General features: G+C 69.8%; 12 protein-coding genes and 1 CRISPR repeat array. Of the genes, 4 read left to right on the top strand and 8 right to left on the bottom strand.

Annotated elements, in window-relative coordinates:
- Window positions 1–22: 22 nt before the first annotated feature.
- Window positions 23–3,707: a CRISPR direct-repeat array (repeat unit 29 nt; unit sequence GGGACCACCCCCGCACGCGCGGGGACCAC).
- 114 nt (window positions 3,708–3,821) lie between these two features.
- From cas2e to MUU72_RS31740, 8 genes are all read right to left on the bottom strand, one after another.
- Complete coding sequence (gene cas2e / locus MUU72_RS31775) at window positions 3,822–4,184, bottom strand: type I-E CRISPR-associated endoribonuclease Cas2e (protein ID WP_248016906.1); 363 nt, start codon at window positions 4,182–4,184, stop codon at window positions 3,822–3,824.
- Window positions 4,181–5,158 carry a type I-E CRISPR-associated endonuclease Cas1e gene (gene cas1e, locus MUU72_RS31770; protein ID WP_248016905.1) on the bottom strand — a complete coding sequence of 326 codons (978 nt, stop codon included), beginning with the start codon at window positions 5,156–5,158 and terminating at the stop codon, window positions 4,181–4,183. The genes cas2e and cas1e overlap by 4 nt, the downstream gene beginning before the upstream one ends.
- Window positions 5,155–5,880 (bottom strand): type I-E CRISPR-associated protein Cas6/Cse3/CasE, encoded by a 726-nt coding sequence (cas6e, locus tag MUU72_RS31765; RefSeq protein WP_248016904.1) that lies wholly within the window; start codon window positions 5,878–5,880, stop codon window positions 5,155–5,157. Before cas6e ends, cas1e begins: the two co-directional genes overlap by 4 nt.
- Entirely contained in the window at window positions 5,880–6,656 is a 777-nt protein-coding gene (cas5e, locus tag MUU72_RS31760; RefSeq protein WP_248016903.1) for a type I-E CRISPR-associated protein Cas5/CasD, read from the bottom strand. The genes cas6e and cas5e overlap by 1 nt, the downstream gene beginning before the upstream one ends.
- On the bottom strand, window positions 6,653–7,864 hold the full coding sequence (cas7e, locus tag MUU72_RS31755) for a type I-E CRISPR-associated protein Cas7/Cse4/CasC (RefSeq protein WP_248016902.1): 1,212 nt from the start codon (window positions 7,862–7,864) through the stop codon (window positions 6,653–6,655). The genes cas5e and cas7e overlap by 4 nt, the downstream gene beginning before the upstream one ends.
- A 93-nt stretch (window positions 7,865–7,957) precedes the next feature.
- The gene (gene casB / locus MUU72_RS31750) at window positions 7,958–8,746 is read right to left on the bottom strand and encodes a type I-E CRISPR-associated protein Cse2/CasB (protein ID WP_248016901.1); all 789 of its coding nucleotides are present in this window, start codon (window positions 8,744–8,746) and stop codon (window positions 7,958–7,960) included.
- Complete coding sequence (casA, locus tag MUU72_RS31745) at window positions 8,743–13,575, bottom strand: type I-E CRISPR-associated protein Cse1/CasA (protein WP_248016900.1); 4,833 nt, start codon at window positions 13,573–13,575, stop codon at window positions 8,743–8,745. Before casA ends, casB begins: the two co-directional genes overlap by 4 nt.
- A gap of 131 nt (window positions 13,576–13,706) precedes the next feature.
- Window positions 13,707–13,895, bottom strand: coding sequence for a hypothetical protein (locus MUU72_RS31740; protein WP_248016899.1), 189 nt, complete (start codon window positions 13,893–13,895; stop codon window positions 13,707–13,709).
- A gap of 1,049 nt (window positions 13,896–14,944) precedes the next feature.
- Between MUU72_RS31740 and MUU72_RS31735 the strand changes: the two genes are divergently transcribed.
- The 4 genes from MUU72_RS31735 (at window position 14,945) to MUU72_RS31720 (ending at window position 18,355) form a co-directional block, all read left to right on the top strand.
- Window positions 14,945–16,489 carry a recombinase family protein gene (locus MUU72_RS31735; protein WP_248016898.1) on the top strand — a complete coding sequence of 515 codons (1,545 nt, stop codon included), beginning with the start codon at window positions 14,945–14,947 and terminating at the stop codon, window positions 16,487–16,489.
- A 70-nt stretch (window positions 16,490–16,559) separates the two neighbouring features.
- Entirely contained in the window at window positions 16,560–17,228 is a 669-nt protein-coding gene (locus MUU72_RS31730; protein WP_308403904.1) for a recombination directionality factor, read from the top strand.
- Window positions 17,229–17,733: 505 nt separating this feature from the next.
- Window positions 17,734–18,147 carry a PPOX class F420-dependent oxidoreductase gene (locus MUU72_RS31725; protein WP_248016896.1) on the top strand — a complete coding sequence of 138 codons (414 nt, stop codon included), beginning with the start codon at window positions 17,734–17,736 and terminating at the stop codon, window positions 18,145–18,147.
- Window positions 18,148–18,181: 34 nt separating this feature from the next.
- The gene (locus MUU72_RS31720; RefSeq protein WP_248016908.1) at window positions 18,182–18,355 is read left to right on the top strand and encodes a hypothetical protein; all 174 of its coding nucleotides are present in this window, start codon (window positions 18,182–18,184) and stop codon (window positions 18,353–18,355) included.
- Window positions 18,356–18,398 lie beyond the last annotated feature (43 nt).

Genomic DNA, 18,398 nt, shown 5'->3' with positions numbered 1-18,398 from the left:
TGCCCCGGGGTTGATGCGCACTGGGACCACCCCCGCACGCGCGGGGACCACAAGGGCTGTGGCCGGGCCCTGATGGACCCGGAGGGACCACCCCCGCACGCGCGGGGACCACCGCACCTTGAGCACGGGGCACGTGAACACTCCGGGACCACCCCCGCACGCGCGGGGACCACCAAACGGATCTGCTTGGTGTACGCCGCGTACGGGGATCACCCCCGCACGCGCGGGGACCACGACACGCCGACGAGTGGAACCGGCAGATCCGCGGGACCACCCCCGCACGCGCGGGGACCACCCAACCATCCCGGCCCACAGCGCCGGTCAGGAGGGACCACCCCCGCACGCGCGGGGACCACCGGTACACAGTGCCCCGGGGTTGATGCGCACTGGGACCACCCCCGCACGCGCGGGGACCACAAGGCAGCACAAGGCACCAAACTCGCCGGTCGGGGACCGCCCCCGCACGCGCGGGGACCACCGCCGCGTCCACGGCGGCCCGTCGAGCGCGGCGGGACCACCCCCGCACGCGCGGGGACCACCACGTCCGGCCCCTGGGAGCGCCGGACGCCGCGGGACCACCCCCGCACGCGCGGGGACCACCCGCAGAGGCGGCAGCGGCAGCGTCCTACCTGGGGACCACCCCCGCACGCGCGGGGACCACCCCCGGGGCGGATTCGCGGCGGTCCGCGGGTCGGGACCACCCCCGCACGCGCGGGGACCACCCCCGGGGCGGATTCGCGGCGGTCCGCGGGTCGGGACCACCCCCGCACGCGCGGGGACCACAGTTCAGCGCGCCGTTCTTCCCGAACTACATGGGGACCACCCCCGCACGCGCGGGGACCACTCGGCGGCCCCGAACGCGCCGAGCCAGGCCGCGGGACCACCCCCGCACGCGCGGGGACCACGCCGCCGTAGTAACCGCCCCCGTAGCCACGGTAGGACCACCCCCGCACGCGCGGGGACCACACCACGGTCGGCATGACCGGCGGCGGCACGGGACCACCCCCGCACGCGCGGGGACCACCTGCCGACCAACCGCGGCTGGGAGGTCACCGAGGGACCACCCCCGCACGCGCGGGGACCACCACCGGTTGGTGGTCGCGCCGGAGCAGTCCGGGGGACCACCCCCGCACGCGCGGGGACCACCGAACGTCCGGCGCATGCCGACCTACGAGTTCGGGACCACCCCCGCACGCGCGGGGACCACTGGTGGCGTAGAGCTGGACAGCGGGGATAACGGGGACCACCCCCGCACGCGCGGGGACCACCCGCAGCTTGATCTCCGCGGCGGCCTCCGCCGGGGACCACCCCCGCACGCGCGGGGACCACTCTTCGTGGTGCTGGGCAGGAATCCGGTCAGGGGGACCACCCCCGCACGCGCGGGGACCACGCGGCGACCCGGGTGCCGCTGCCCTGCCGGCGGGGACCACCCCCGCACGCGCGGGGACCACGAAGCCGGGCAGATCGCCTGGCTGCGCATCGAGGGACCACCCCCGCACGCGCGGGGACCACGGAAGATGAGCAGGGACGAGGCCATCAAGGAGGGGACCACCCCCGCACGCGCGGGGACCACGGACTGCCCGGGGTTCGGCCCGGGCGGCAGCGGGGACCACCCCCGCACGCGCGGGGACCACCGACTGGTTTTTCCGGCCATCTACGCGGTAGCGGGACCACCCCCGCACGCGCGGGGACCACCTCGCCGACACCGGCGGCCGGCTGCACGACCTGGGACCACCCCCGCACGCGCGGGGACCACTCGCGCACGCCACCGGCTCGGACGTCACCGCCGGGACCACCCCCGCACGCGCGGGGACCACCGGTGTCGGGAAGTGCTGCTGTCGTAGTCACCGGGACCACCCCCGCACGCGCGGGGACCACCGGCCTCCTCCAACCACCGGTAGAGCAGGCTGGGGACCACCCCCGCACGCGCGGGGACCACCCAGTGGAGCCGCCTGCCGCGACAGCGCGGCGGGGACCACCCCCGCACGCGCGGGGACCACTGGAACGGCACCATGCGCGGGCCCTGGGCAGGGGGACCACCCCCGCACGCGCGGGGACCACATGGCGTCGGCTTGGTGGAAGGAGAAGGGATAGGGACCACCCCCGCACGCGCGGGGACCACCCCCGCCCGGGCATCCGGGACGGGCCGCGGCGGGGACCACCCCCGCACGCGCGGGGACCACGGGAGATGCCATGCTGTCGGCGTTCACAGGTAGGGACCACCCCCGCACGCGCGGGGACCACCATGCCGTCCGGCTCCGCGCCCGGGTGCTCACGGGACCACCCCCGCACGCGCGGGGACCACATCCAGCGCGCCTCGTCCGCACTGAGGGTGCCGGGACCGCCCCCGCACGCGCGGGGACCACAACGGTGTGGGTGACCGGACGCCGCCGGCCGTGGGACCACCCCCGCACGCGCGGGGACCACTGCGCAGCGGGCAGTTCCACAAACTCGGCCACGGGACCACCCCCGCACGCGCGGGGACCACGGGAGATGCCTGCTGTCGGCGTTCACAGGTAGGGACCACCCCCGCACGCGCGGGGACCACCGGTGTCGGGAAGTGCTGCTGTCGTAGTCACCGGGACCACCCCCGCACGCGCGGGGACCACCGGCCTCCTCCAACCACCGGTAGAGCAGGCTGGGGACCACCCCCGCACGCGCGGGGACCACCCAGTGGAGCCGCCTGCCGCGACAGCGCGGCGGGGACCACCCCCGCACGCGCGGGGACCACTGGAACGGCACCATGCGCGGGCCCTGGGCAGGGGGACCACCCCCGCACGCGCGGGGACCACATGGCGTCGGCTTGGTGGAAGGAGAAGGGATAGGGACCACCCCCGCACGCGCGGGGACCACCCCCGCCCGGGCATCCGGGACGGGCCGCGGCGGGGACCACCCCCGCACGCGCGGGGACCACGGGAGATGCCATGCTGTCGGCGTTCACAGGTAGGGACCACCCCCGCACGCGCGGGGACCACCATGCCGTCCGGCTCCGCGCCCGGGTGCTCACGGGACCACCCCCGCACGCGCGGGGACCACATCCAGCGCGCCTCGTCCGCACTGAGGGTGCCGGGACCGCCCCCGCACGCGCGGGGACCACAACGGTGTGGGTGACCGGACGCCGCCGGCCGTGGGACCACCCCCGCACGCGCGGGGACCACTGCGCAGCGGGCAGTTCCACAAACTCGGCCACGGGACCACCCCCGCACGCGCGGGGACCACCCCGCCCGTACCGTCTTGAAGGAGCCCACCGTGGGACCACCCCCGCACGCGCGGGGACCACGTTTCTCCATTCGCCTCCAGGAGCCAGCGGACGGGACCACCCCCGCACGCGCGGGGACCACTACGTATCGCGTACAAAGAGCGTTCCTATCGCGGGACCACCCCCGCACGCGCGGGGACCACAAGAGTCGGCGGGGAAAATCCAGGGGCCGGAGGGGACCACCCCCGCACGCGCGGGGACCACTTCTCTCGTGCACAGTCCCTGGGTTCGACGCTGGGACCACCCCCGCACGCGCGGGGACCACGGCGTGGACGCGGTGAAGAGCGCGCGGGCTTGGGGACCACCCCCGCACGCGCGGGGACCACAAAGGCAAGGGTGTCCCTACGGCCGTGCTGCGGGGACCACCCCCGCACGCGCGGGGACCACCCCACTACCGAGGCAGACCGGAAAGGCCGTCTGGGACCACCCCCGCACGCGCGGGGACCACAGGCCGTGACCTACGGCTTCATCCGGTCCGTGAGTGGTTTTTACCCACTTCCACCGAGGGCGATATTCTTGTGTCTATCCGGGCGATTTCGGCAAAACGGCGCATATCTATCTCCTAGCGCTTCCCGAAGCGACGTCTCTTGGCTGCCTTGCTCCAGCCCTGTGGCGGAGGCGCCGGGGGAGTGGTTGTGGAGGTGCGGGGCTGAAGGGAGGGGCGGTGCAGCAGGGTGAGGCCCTCGTGGTCGGTGGAGTACCAGGCGTGTTCGCGGGTGGCGAAGGTGAAGCCTTGCTCGTTGTCGGTTTGGTAAGCCAGGAGGGCTCTGCCTTTGCCTCGGTACTGGTGGACTTCCTCCCAAAGGATGTCTCGGACCCGGGTGGAGACGGAGCCGAGGAAGACGCCGGGGGAGATTTCGAGGAGCCAGCGGGTGAGGAAGCCGCGGAGGCCGGCAGGGCAGTTTGCCAGGACGATGACGGTCACCAGATCGGTTCCTCCGCCAGGTGATTGCTGGATTCGCTGTTGTCGTAGTTGCGTCCGCCTTCGACGAGTACACCGTTGTCCGACTGGAGTGAGACCTGGTCTGTCATCTCGATCGCTTCGCGGTCGTTCTGCGGGCCGAGGAGGAGGGCCTTGATGTCCTCGACGCAGCGGTCGAGGAGTCCTGTGGTGTTGATGCGGTCGCGCAGTGCGCGGCGGGTGCGGGAGGCGATGTCTTCCGGGCCTCCGGCTGCTGCGTCGAAAGCGGCGGGGATGCCGACGTCGGTCTTGTAGAGGTCGGCGATGTCGAGGACGAAGGAGCGCTCGTGTCCTGAGTGGACGAAGCCGAGCCCGGGGGAGCAGCCCAGTGCGGTCACCACGGCGTGGGCGATGCCGTACATGCACTGGGCGGATGCCGTGATGGCTTGGTTGGGTGGATCGCCGGCAGCGAAGTTGCCGGGGTGATATTCGCGGCGGCGCCAGGGGACGCCGGTGCGGGTTGATTCGCGGCGGTAGCACTCCTTGACCCGGCGGCCCTCCATGTTGAGCAACTCCTGCCGGGTGCGCGTTGACGGGTCGTCCTCGGGGAAGCGCAGGCGGTACATGGCGCGTGCCACGGCGAGCCGGGTGCGGCGGTTCGCCCACGCGGTGGCCTGCGCTTCCACGAGGCGGGAGGAGCGGGTGAGGGCGCGGCCGCCGGCGTAGAAGCGCACGCCCTGTTCGCCGACCCAGACCACGCCGGCACCGCATTCGCCGAGTACGGACATGGCTTGGTGGGTGACGCGGGTGCCGGGGCCCAGGAGAAGGGTCCCGATGGTTGCGGAGGGGATGTGCATGATGCCGTCCGCGTCGGTGGCCGTGAGCGCGTTGTCCTCGCGGTGGATTGTGCAGCGCTCCAGGTAGAGAAAGGAGAACCGGTCGCCGATCCGGGCCAGCTCCCGTGGTGAGGAGATGCGGCGGCGGCTGACGGTGTTCATGAGGCTCGTGCCGGGGCGAGGGTCATGAGGCCGCAGCCGTATGCCTTGGCTTTGCCCAGGCCGTGGGTGAGGGTGCGGCGGAAGGCGTCGGCGTCGGTGATGCGGAGCCGGCCGTCGAAGGTGACGCGGGTGAAGCGGACGTGGTGGCGGGCGGAATCCTTCTCGTCGCCTTTGCGGAACTGGAGGGGGAGGCGGTCGTGCACGATGACGTCGTGGTCGTGGCCGTGCTGGGTGAGCCGGCGTTCCGCCGGTGTGCGGACGATCTCGAACCCCGCGCGTTCCTGCCGCTTGAGCAGCCAGCCGATCTGGTGCCGTGGTGTGACGTGGGCGGTCCGCTTGGTCCGGCTGCCTTCGGCGTCTCCGGGCTTGCGGATGTCGTGCACGGGATTGGCGGTGAGACGGAAGGCCCAGATGCCGCCCGCCGTGAGGCCGTCGAGGAATTCGCCGTAGGCGAAGGTGGCCCATCCGGGGCCTTCCAGGCCCGGCCAGCCCGCCTGTTCGACGAGGTGGGTGAGGTCGGGGCGGCGGGGGCTGACGATGAACAGGTCGGCTCGCCCCGCGGCGGCGGGGTCCACGCGCCACAGGACCCGTGGCTGCTGCCCGTCCCGGGGCGGTGGGTCGGGGAAGGCCATGTCCACGGCGCCGTGCAGGAGGTGCGGTGAACCGAGGAGCCGGCGGGCGCCGGAGCGGGCGGTGTTGAGGCGGAAGCGGGTCAGGTACATCAGGGGGTCCTCGGGGAGTCCTCTGCTGTGGTGGTGCTCAGGGGTGTGGGCAGGGGGCGGAGGCCAGCGGTCGGGTCGTGGGGCTCTTGTGCCGCGTCCGCCGGCAGGCCGACGCGGTCGGTGAGCACGCCGCGTAGTCCGTACCGGCGGTGGCGCGGGTCGAAGGCGAGCGGGGTGTCGCGCAGCGACAGATGTGGGGTCTCGTCCGGCGGGCAGTCGATCAGGATGTCCAGCGAGTCCGCAGCGACCGGCCCCCGGCCGCTGCGTGACGTCCGTTTCCGTTGCTGCCGGTACCAGGCGGACGCCTGCCACTCCGCGGTGCACAGGGCGTCCTCCAGGGTGGTGCCGTCCTGCGGGGCGCCCATGTCGAGGGGGAGGGACGGGGGGCAGGAACGGCGGCCGAGGTAGGGCAGGAAGCATGGGGCGCGGAGGGCTTGGTGGAGGTGTTGCAGCAGCGCCGGGTCCCCTTCGAGACCGGCGACGAAGACGGCGTCGGCGAGGTAGAACCGTTCGGACAGGGGCATGGCCTTGCCCGAGTCGGAATGATGGGCGGTGTGGAAGTCCCGCAGGCGCGTCCCCGGTTGGTCGATACGTACGCCGAACCGCAGGGCTGCCAGGTCGGAGAGGTCGGCGTCGCGAGGACGCCCTTCGGCAGCGGCGAGCAGGCCGAGCACTCCGCTCTTGGTGGGAGCGTTCTCCGTGCTGCGGCGGGCGAAGCGGGCCGCCGAGCCCCAGGACTGAAGGGGCCCGGCGAGCCGTAGCAGGAGCACCGTCATGCCGTGACTCCGGACGGCGCCAGGCGCTGCGCCACCGCCGCGCTCACGTCCCGGATCAGCGAGGTCAGGGAGACGGCCGTACCGAGCGGTGTGAGGTCCTCGGTCTCCTCACCCACGCGGAACACCCAGCTGTGCTCGGGGGCAGTCCGGATTCCGTACTTCTCCTCCAGCTCCGGGATGTAGGAGGCAAGTTTGCGGCAGCTCTCGCGCAGATACCCGCCGGCGGGTCCCTGGCGTACTGGCTCCTCGAAGGCGCCGACGAAACTCACCGGCCAGCGGTCGCGGAGCTTGACGATCACGGCGGAGGGCAGGGTGTGGTTGCCGAAGGTGTTGATCTTGCCAGTCGGGAGGGAGGTGATGAACGCCTCGAGGAAGGCGCCGATCGCCTTCTCCACCGGGGTACTGGGTGCTTCACCCTCCCGCAGCCCGAGGCCGAGGTTGCGCTGCAACTCGTCGACGTCCACGGCGGCGTAGCGGTAGAGGGTCGCGGAGTTGAAGTCGATGGTGCCGATCATTCCGGCGCCGGATTCGTCGTCGGGACTGCGGTCATCCACCGCGGTGTAGTAGTCGGATTCGATGTCCGACTTGTGCACGCTGAGAGCGTGTGCCACTTGGGTGGCCGCCTCCACGTTGAGGTCGGCGGAGTCCGCGACCATGCGCCCGAAGAGCGCGATGTCCACCGAGTGCCGGGCGTCCACCGCATGCCGGGCCCTGGCCTTGTTCTTCTTGAGGTGGTCGATGAGGATCTTGACCTCGCCGTGGGGACCGCTGCCCTCGATAGCCAGCGCCGCGAGCGCGTCCAGCTGGCGCCTGCTCAGGAACATCAGGTAGGAGGACTCGGGTGCGGCCGGGGTGGTCGTCTCCTCCCCCTTCTTCTCTTTGCGCTTCGGTACGTCGATCTTGATTCCCGTTGCCACTTTGAGGGTTTCGGCGGCCAACTGGACCGCTACCGCCTGGAGGGAGCTTTCCCGGGCGAGGATCCGCTCGGCCAGTGCTTCGGTCACCTTCTTCGTCCGTACTCCGAGTTCCTCGGGGGGCAGGAGGTCGTTGAACGCCTTGCGTGTCGCGCGCTTCCACGCCTGGCTGGAGACCCGGGCCCGCCGGACCCCTCCGTAATAAGCGGACTTCGGGGTTCCGGTGTCGTCGCGGTTGAGGTTGCTCGGCGGGACGGTCTGGAGGATGTGGACGTCGAGGATGGTCCGGGTCACCGTGGTTCGTTCCGTTCTCGTCTGGTCTGGTGGTGCCTGAGCTCCAGCGGAAGCGCAGGAGGTGGGCGCGTACCGGAGTGCCTGGGGCCGGCTCTATATGGGGGCGTCGTCGGCCAGGGAAGCTGTCGTACCCTCGCCGGCTGGGTCCGCGGTGGCCGTGGTGCGGTGGACACGATGGAAGTCGCGGCCCCACGCGCGCCTGACGTCGCCTTGGTTCCACTCGTCCTGCCAGCGGTCGAGCTGGTCCGCGAGCAGTCCGTAGTCCAGGGGGATGCGTGCGGCGCGGAGCAGCAGCACCATCTCCCGCAGCCGGCGGCGCAAGGTGTCGATGTCGGCAGAGGTGCCGATGCGTACGAAACGCTTGCGGATGGTGGGGCTGATCTCTTCGACCGGCTCCGAATGTTTCTCTTGAGTCACCTGGGACAATCGCCGCACCGCGCGGCCGAGGGACCAGCCGGCCACGTGCATCGGCTCGTCACGCACGGACTGCTGGTGCAGTGCCCAGAGCGTCACCGCGATGTGGACCGCCTGGTCCTGGCGATCCTCACGTGCCTCACGCCGCTCGCGTTCCCGCCTGGTCTCGGGTGGCCGGTGCAGTGCGGCGCCGTCGTCCTCTGTGTCCTTCCGTTCGCGTAGTTCGGTGAGGGCCGCCAGGTCGTCCAGCCCCCAGCTGGTGGGTGAGGCATGGGCATCCTGCCCGGCCTCCCGGCGCAAACGGGCCACCGCGGCCACCGCTGCCGGCCTGTCCAGGCGGTATCCGCTCTGCAGCCGGTTGATGGTGCGCACGGCGGCCGCACGCGGAAGGGAGCGCCACGACGGATCGCCGGGTGCGGTGTTCCCCGCCGTGCTCGCGCTGTCGATCTGCTGCCTGGACGGTGTCATCGGGTACTCGCAGGGGGCTGAGGGGTTGCGGAACCGGTGCCGGAGGGAAGAGGTGCGTCAACTCCGCTGAGGGGGAGCGGGCTTGGCGGGCCGAGGACGGCGGTGAGGCGGGCGCGGAACCAGTGTTCGGCCCGTCCCGAGTCCATCAGGCGGGTGCCCATGCCGGGGATGTCGACCAGCCGGCCCTCATCGGCCGCGGGTCCCGCGGAGGCGAGCAGCCGCTCACTGAGCCGCAGGAGGTTCCGCCGTACCGTGGTGCGCCATTCCCGGCGCGCAGAGTCCAGTTCGGGGAAGGCGAGCAGGCTCTTCAGCCATGCCCGGTAAGGGCCGTCCAGGGTTCCGAAACCCAGGTCGCGGGCGGTGGTGGCGGGGCCGGTGGGGTCCGCACCCGCCGCCCGGGCGAGATTCGCGGCGAGCTGGCCCAAAGCGATGACGCAGCCCTCCGCATCCTTGACGGCGTCGACCGCGGCGGCGCCGTATACCGGATTCGCCTCGTGCAAGGTGATCACCGGCAGCACGACGGAGTCGTCCACGATCTCATCGATCACGGATTGCTGGGTGCCGTAGACCGCGCCGACCAGACGCAGCCGGACCAGCGTGCCCGGATCGATCTCGCTCGCCGTGATCACCTGCGTGAACCATCTGGCGATTCCGGAACGCAGGTTCTCGGCCGGCGCACCGCGCTGCCCGTTGTGCGCCGTCTGCCGGCGGGCCGGCAGCAACGAGCCCAGGCCGCGCCACGCCGCCTTGCTCGGATCGTGCCGCAGCGGTGTGTAGACCGGGGACCGGCCCTGCTTCTTCTCCTGCGTCTCGTTGCGTCGCCAGGCCGACATCGGCTCCAGCTTCCACGGTGCGGCCAAAACGAGCGGGTCACCGTACCCGAGGACAACTCCCGTCACCGCACCGCCCTCGGGGTGCAGCCGGATCCTGCGGGACTGCCAGGTGTACAGGTCCCGCAGCCCCGCAGGGGAGACCGTTCCGGGCGGGTCCTTGCGCTCGCCCGGCCCGAGTGGATCCTTGCGCCGCCAGACGGGTACGTCCTCGTCGGCGGCCACATCCGCCCCGGCCCTGGCCTCCTCCAGGGCGATGAGGTTGAGCAGCAGGGTCTCCCGCAGGGTGTCGCCCTCGGCGAAGACTCCCCCCAGGTTTCCGAGGGTCCCCACGCCCAGCGGGTAGACCTTCCCGGCTCTGCCTCGTTCGTCGCCCTCCATGGCGGACTTGATCCCGGAGGTGTCGTAGGTGTGGGCGTGCACGAGCCACCGGGCGGCCTCCGCGTAAGGCAGCGCTTCGACCCCGGGGCGGCGCATGGCGAAGAAGGGCTCGCCCACGGGCACGTCCGCGACGATCCGGCTCAGTGGGGCGATCTCGCCCTTCGCGGTACGCAGCCCGGCGACCTGGTAGAACGGCCGCTCGGGATGGAACAGGTCGAAACGGTCCCGGTGCCGTTCGAGGTACGTGGGCACCGCGGCGAACGGGGCGTCCGCCAGCCACAGATCCTCCCAGTCCTCCACCGCCACCGGGCCGTCCAGCGCGTCGTAGACGATCGCGAGGAGCAGTCGCAGCAGGGCGATCTCCTGGGTCGGTACGTCCCCCACCAGCCGGCGCAGCGCAGCCGCCTGCTCGAACAGCCCGAGCAGGGACACCTCGGTGACCGTGCCGTCCGTACGCTGCACCGGCAGCCACGGTCGGGACACCAAGTCGAAGGACAGCGGCCCGCACGCTTCTGCGGGCGCCTCCGTCACCATGCTCGCCCCAGCGGTAACGGAACGACCACCGGCACCCGGCTCGACACCGACCGCGGCCCTCTCCCGCTGACGCTCCCGGTCACCGTCCTCGTCACTTTCACTGCCCTCACTCCCCGCACCTCCGTTCCCCGGGGCCGTTGCCCCCGTACCGGCCGTGACGCCCGTCTCCGCGGGCACGCCGGGGGACGTCACCCGCAAGCCGTCGGCACGGCTGTAGGTGAGAACGAAGCCTGCCAGACGGGTCTGACAATCCGCGTCGAGAACGAGAATCAACTCCCCATTCAGCCAAGGAGTTTCCTTGACCTGCCAGGCGGGAACCAGGAACTGCTCCAGCTCCTCGATCACCCGTTCGGCCATCCAGTGCTTGCTGAACCGCGCCGGAAGGGTGAGCGCGCTCGCGGCCACCGCCTCCGCCGCCCGCCGGCTCGGCGGGAAGTCGGTCGGCAACTCCAGGCCGCCCCGGCCCCCCTCCGCTCCGTCGTCCAGCCACGGGACCGTTGTCAGCCGGCCATCGGCCTGCCGTTGAACGACCAGTACCTCCAGCGACTCCTCACTGTCCCGGACCTGTGCACGCCCGGCGGGGCTGTCGTCCACATCCCCGGCCGCGGCCTCCAGCAACCCGTAAACCGGGCGTCCTGGCCGCCGGACCGGGTCCAGCAGAAAGCTCCCGGCCTTCTCCCGTTTCTCGGCGAGCAGCCGCTCGTGCGCGGCATGCGCCTCGCTCAACTGCGCCGCCCAGGTGTCCGGGCCGACCGGGCTGTCCCCGTAGGCGGCCTGCACCAAGGGGCTGATGGCATCGGGCAGCACCAGCGGTTCGCCGTTCAGATACGGGCCGAGGACGGCCGCAGAACGCAGCAGGCTGTATGCGCTCCGATACACGGCAAGAGTGCCGTCGACAGCCTGCGGAGGACTGGTCTGCCAATCCTTCACACCGGTTATCAGGCACCGCGGGCGGGCCAGGCGCGCGGGCCGGGCCCGTGCGTGCCGGTGCAGCCGTCCCATTCTCTGAAGCACCAAGTCGACCGGAGCCAGGTCGGTGACCAGCAGATCGAAATCCACGTCCAGCGACTGTTCGGCTACCTGGCTCGCCACCACCACATGGCGAGCGGGTCGTTCCTGCCCCTCCCGCCCGAACCGCCGCAACAGGTCTGCGTCGTTCGCTGCCCGGTCGGCGGCAAGGAAGCGCGAATGCGTGACGGTGACAGCCTCGTTCCCCATGCGCGTCCGGAGCACGTCCGCGGTTTCCATCACGCGATCCACGGTGTTGCGTATCACCAAGGCGCAACCGCCCTCGGCCAGTTCCCGCTCCAGCCGATCGGCCAGCGCCACCGGGTCATCGTCCAGCCGCTCCACCATCACGGGGGTGCGGCGCCCGGATGCCGCGGCCGGGTGCGCGGTAAGGGCCGAGTGGCCGGGAGACGCGGCCGTGATCAGGGGGTAGGCATCAGCCGCCGTCTCGCCCTCGGCCGGCGCCGCACCGGCGTACGCCGCGACCAGCGCCCGCCTGCGCTCCGCCGGCAGCGTCGCCGACAGCAGGACCACGGGCACCCGGTACGCCGCCAGCCACTCCAACACCCGATCCAGATACCGGCCCATGTACGCGTCGTAGGCATGTACCTCGTCAATGACCACGACCTTGCCGGCGACGGCGAGGTGCCGCAGCGCCAGGTGCCGGGTCTTCAGTCCGGCGAACAGCACCTGATCGATGGTCGCCACCGCGAACGACGCCAGCAGCTGCTTCTTCCGCCCCCGCAGCCACTGATGCGCGTGCAGCCCCGCGGGCTTGGCGCGTCCTCCGCTGCCGAGCCCTTCACCGTCCGGATCCACGGCGGCGATCGTTCGCCGTCCCGCCCGGAGCAATCCCGACCACTGCTCGTTCAACGCGGCTTTGGCATGAGCCAGTACCACCGACCGCCGTCCGTCGTCCTCGCCGTCCGACCCCGGCAACCGCTCCAGCCACTCCAACAACCGGGGAAACATCGCGTCACCCGTGGCCCGCGTGGGCAGCGCCACCAGCACTCCGCCGGCTCCCGACCGGGCCGCCAGGACCTCCGCCGCGGCGAAGGCCGCCTCCGTCTTCCCCTCGCCCATGGGCGCCTCGATCACCAGCAGACCAGGCGTCGGCATGGCCCGTGCCATCCGCACCGCTTCCGCCTGGACCGGCCGGATCACCGCATCCTTCAGCTGCGGAAACCGCTGCGCGAACAACTGCTCCGCCGACTCCTGGGGTTCCTGCGGTGCCCACCCCTTGATCAGGTCCAGCCCCTCCCAGGCGGCGCGCAGCCGCCGCTGCTCACCCACTGCGCCCGCGGGTTGCCAGCTCTCGGGATCGTACGGAAAAAGCTCGGGTGAACTGGCGATCCAGTCCGCGACGATCACCACCGCCGTCAACGCCACCTGGGCCGGCTGGGGCAACCGAACCTTCTGCCACTCCGGCAGGCGTTGCGTTGCCCCGGCCGCCGCCGCACAGGCATCCATCAGCTCGTACTGAACCTGGCGCCACAGCTCCTCGCTCGTCCCGGGATGCCGGAGCAGATGCGGGCGAAGCTGAAGATCGTGAATTTGCTGGTGATCCGGTGGCGTCCCGTGATGGCCACCCGCCACGACCGCGAACTGACCGGAAACCCGGCCGCGCAGCCCGAACCGCTCCGCCATCCACTCCTGCAACAGCAACTGCCCAGCCAGCCCGTGCGGCGCCAGCCGCCGGTCCTGCCCGTACTCCCTGGCCAGCGGCATGTCGAGCCCGACATCACGCATCCGCGCGGCCAACGACTCGACCTGGCAGGCGAAAGCAGGGGTGGCTTTGCCCGAGTCGTGAGCGGAGGCCAGGAACCGCACGAGTATCAGGGCGTCTGCTTCGCCGGCAGGCAGGGCCTCTGCCACCAACTCCCGCACGGAGCGGGGGATCCAGTTCTTCCAGAGCATCCCGGCCACGGCGCCGCTGTCCGTCATGTGCCGCCACAGTGGAAGCCAACTACCCCTTTTCGCATCGGACTTCGCCCAAACCTCCCGCGCAGCTACTGACAGCTGGGCAAAGGGCGTGTCTTCTTCGCCGAAGGTCGATTTCAGGGGTGCCTCAGGCATGCCTGATTCCTCCCGTCTGAGCAGTGCGACAGAACCGGCTACAGCTTGAGCCGGTGAAAACTTCCGGCGAGCGCGCCGGACGGTGGTGCCCGGCCGCAACGGGCTTGACGCCGGGCACCACCCCCTTCACGTCACGCGAAGCGCTGACGCCTCTTTTCCAGGCGCAGAAGGGCCATCACGATCACCACCACGACTACGCATCCCCACACCCACGGTCCGTAGGGAAGGGAAGCGGACGGGAAGGCAGTGAACAGCGCTACGAGCAGCGCCTGCCACAGGGCCTGCGGTCGCGGCTCGAATGAGGCATCTTCGGTGGTCACGGGTAACATGAATCCTCGTCTCCAGTCGTTCCGGCGCTGGCGGCATGGCCGAGCCCCCCTTCTCGCTGCAACGAGAGGGTATGGGGGGCTCGGCCTTCGTCGTATATGACGAAGGCCGAGCCCCTCAGCGGCTTGGCTGGCGAGAGCGTACTCCACCTACCTCACTGCTTCCGCCAAAGCCGCATCTTTCAGGGGTAGTTGTGGGAAGAAGGCTTCCCAGTTGGCCCAGTCTGGTAGTTGGGGCGAGCCGCCGCTGGGTGGAACGTGCTCGCTTGCCATGACCGAGCCAAGCTCCCAGGTCAAACACGGCACCTCTTACCCCCGCGGGAGCGGGGACCACAATGGGGACTACATGGGAAGTAAGGCATCCCAGGGGCCACCCCCGCATGAGCGGGGACCACATCTGCGGTCGCTGACACAGAGCTCTGTCACCGGAATCCCCGTCGACAGAGGTCGGGCGATCAGTCATGTTCCGGACCATGGCCGGGGCCACCCGTAACTGTGAGAGCACGAAGCAGGGACACAGAGTAGAGCAAGTCAGTGCGGGCCATCCCGGTGGGGGCTGGGCCACTGGATCCAGCCCCCGCGGAGCGGGTGCATACCGGGTGTGTCCGGCGGACCGACGACTCTCCGCGTCGACTGAAAACGTGCTCGCCGGAGCCCTTGTTCGCCGGGATAACCCAGTGACTGTTCAGGAGCCTTCCGCCGCGTAAGGAAGGAAGGCCCCGACAGTGCTGAAAGGGGTAGTCACCTGGTCAGGGCCTCCGGGAGAGGTGCTGCCTCAGCACTCGATGATGTTCACCGCCAGTCCGTCGCGGCGGGCTCCTTGTGCTTTGCGAGCATAGGGGACGGGCTCTGCTGACTTGAAGCCTGGCGGGTATCGTGGGGGTTGCCCTAAAGGAGCTTCGCGGACACCAACCGCGACAACCCCAACCGCCAGGTGCGGCTGAGCTTCCTGGGCTGATCCAAGATCGTCCTGGGGGTGGCCGCGAAATCTCCGTACCCTGCGTGCCCGAAACGGAGAAGCTTTGCGCGGTACGGACCTGAACGTGATCGAACGCCCCTATGACGGACGCGGCAAGTGCCTGCTCGGCGTGCGGCGGCTGTCCCGCATGAAGCTGGCCACATCGTCCCCGGAGCGCCAACGGGAGGACGTTCTGACTGCCGCCGCATCTGTCGGCGGCCACATCATCGGCTGGGCCGACGACTGGGAGGTGTCGGGAGCCACGGACCCGATGACCCGGCCCAAGCTCGGCCCGTGGCTGCGTGACGAGAGGGGGCCATACGACGGCCTGGTGGCCGCGGCGGTGGACCGCCTCGGTCGCAATGTCGTCGACTGCCTGAACACCGGCTACAAGATGCGCGACGAGGGAAAGCTACTCGTCACCTACGGCCACGACGGCCCGTGGGACCTCGACGACCAGGTGGACGAGAACCGCTTCACCATGGAGGCGTGGGGTGCGCAGATGGAGCTGCGTGCCATCCAGCGCCGGAACCGCAATGCCACCGTCAAGACGCGTGCTGCCGGACGCCCCAAGGGCAAGCCCTCGTACGGTTTCCGCTACGTCCGGGTGGTGATGGGCGGCAAGATCGACCACGTCGAACTGCACCCGCACGCCTCGACCGTGATCAGGCTCGTCGCTCGTCGCATCCTGGCCGACCCCGAGCACAACACGCCCAGCAGTGAAGCGGCTCGATTGAACCGCGCTGGCGAGTTGGCTCCCGTCGATCACTTGGCCGTGATGTACGGGAAGCCGTCACGCGGCCGGCCGTGGCACCCGACGAGCCTGAAGAACATCCTGCTTTCCGAGGCGGCCCTGGGCTACCTGATGCACAACGGCAAACCCGTCATCGACCAGGAAGGGAACCCCGTACGTCTCTGCGAGGGCCTGTGGGGCCGGCCGACGCATGAGGCGTTGAAGAAGGCTCTCACTGCCAGGCCGACGCCGTGGAAGGGGCGCCGATCGAACCGCAGCTATCTGCTGACGGAGATGGCGCTTTGCGGGCAGTGCCACCACAGGCTTTTCACACAGACCTCCGCCGACGCGCCGCCGCGCTATGCGTGCACGGCCCGGAACAAGGGTTGGCTGAGCGCACAGGGTTGCCGCCCCGCGCCCCTGATACGTGACCATCTCCTGGAGGAGTATGTAGAGGAATGGTTCCTGCAGAACTTCGGTGATGGCGCGATCTTCGAGACCGTCTACGACCCTGGTAACGGGGTGCCGGAACGCATATCTGAAGTGCAGGCGACGCGGGAGCGATTCCGAGCGGACCGCGAGGCCGGTCTGTACGACGATGCCGACGACGCGCAGTGGTTCCGGGACCGGTACGCCGCGTTGGGGCGCGAACTGGCGGCCCTGGAGGCCGAACCGCGGCGTTCGCCCGGCATGGTCCAGCGGCCAACCGGAAAGACGGTCGCAGACCGCTGGGACAAGGCGCTCGATGTCCAGGCCCGAAAAGGAGATCCTCATGGACTTCGGCGTCCGGGTCACCCTCTTCCCAGCCGGGGCTCCGGTCCGCTTCGTAGCCGGCATCATGCATGGCCCGGAACGAAATCCGTCTGGTGCTCCGTAGATGAGGCTACTACACGATAATCCCGGCTTCGCCTAACCCTGGGTTTCCTTGACCATCGAACCCTGATTCGTGATCGCATGTAGGGGTGACATGATGGCTGAAGGTATTGGATTCGGAACGATCGTTGGCCGATTCCGGGCCGAGGAAGTACGGCAAGATGGACAGCCCGCGGCTTGCCCGGGATGGCTTCTGACGACACAGGGCGAAGAGGTCGCAGCACTAGTTACTGGGCTCTACGGCGGACGTCCTCGAAGCTGCAACCAGAAACCGGGAACCTTTGAAGTGGTGCTGGAAAAGGACGCGATCGCGGTGACTGTCGATGGCCCATCGTCTGTGATCAATCACCTGGTGTTGGGGGAGCGGCACGATCCAATCCATGTCTGTAACGGATCCGCCTTCCTCGCGCCGATGGATAGTGTCGGTCATCCGTGCGGCTGCCCTGAGTCGGCGTTCGCGCGTAAAGCGGCAGCCCGGTCCGGTCGCGGCCCCAAACCGGATGCTCGTCTCACATTTCGGCTCGCGGCGGCTCCGGATGCGGGTTTGTTCGGCCTCTCGTCGTCTTCGTGGACGTTTTACGAATCATTGAGTGCCGCAGTCGATGCCATGGAGCGTGCCAACGCCAAGGCGCGGATGGAGATACGTCTGCAACGCAAGGTTGTCACAACGAGGTCTGGGATGACTGTCAGCTATGTGCACCCCACCTTCTCGGTCGTGGAACGGGAATCCGCTGCGCCGGGAGATCTGCAGCTTGCGGCGTGAACTCGGAGAAGTTGGCTTTGTATTCAGTTGATGGTGAGCCTGCAGGGTTTCAGCATGGGCTGAACTGGTGCCTCAGAGGATTAAATTTCCATTTAGGCCCTGATGTGGCCATGAGGGCGTGACTTCGGTGGGGTGTTGGCCTGTTCCCGGCGTACAGGCCGACTCGTCCGCCCTACCTGGGACTTCACCCCGGAAAGGGTCTCTGCATCGGAGGCCCTTTCCGACCTTTCACGCGCTTGCCGCTTTGGGTAGCCGAAATTCCCTCTGACAGAGCTGAAAGTCCCTGAAAAATCCCAGAGCTGGGCGGTCACCGGAGGCGTCTGAGCAGCCGCTCCACGGGGGTACCCACGCTGAGGATGTAGTTGCGTGCCGCCCAAGGCGCTGCCCCTCCGGGAGCAGGGTTGGCGCGACCTCCGCCTTCGGGGGGATGTCCCAGACCAAGAAAGATCGACCTGGTTTGAGCGGTTTCCACATGCCTCCGGCACCTTCTGCAGAAGGAATTGTCATGACTAGCGCGACCCCCGTACTCCCGCGGCCACACGAGGGCTTCTGGGAGGAGCGCCGGACCTGCTTCCTTACGACAACACGCCCCAATGGCACTCCGCACCTCGTCCCCGTGGGGGTGACCTACGACCCGGCAACCCGCATTGCCCGCGTTATCAGCAGTGGCACGAGCAAGAAGGTCCGCAATCTCCGCGCCGCAGGCCAAGGGGCCCGCGTCGTGGTCAGCCAGGCCGAGGGCCGACGTTGGTGCACCCTCGAAGGCACCGCGATTGTCAAAGATGATCCAGAGTCCGTAGCCGACGCCGAAGCGCGCTACGCCCAGCGGTACAAGACCCCGCGCCCCAATCCCGAGCGAGTCGTCATCGAGATCACCGTTACCCACGCCATGGGTACCGCCAAGCCTCCTGGCTGGTAACTCCAAGAGGTTGGCGCCGGCCAACAATGTGAAGGTGACCGCCGACGACGCGGTGGCCCCGGTTGATGAGCTGTTCCACGGGCGCTGGCTGGTGCTGCGCCAGGGCAAGAAGAATCTGGCGGCGGTCGAGGTTGTGGACTCCGCCCGTGACCTGGACACGCGGGTAGTTCTGGATGCGGCCTACACGACAGCCCGGCGACTGAGCTGACCTTCCTGAAGGTCTCTGACGGGTGTGCCGCAGTGCGTAGGTT

This window comes from Streptomyces rhizoryzae, from assembly GCF_023155275.1.
Lineage (GTDB): Bacteria > Actinomycetota > Actinomycetes > Streptomycetales > Streptomycetaceae > Streptomyces > Streptomyces rhizoryzae.
Note: the sequence above shows the minus strand (reverse complement) of the source record. Positions and strands in the feature narration are given on the sequence as shown.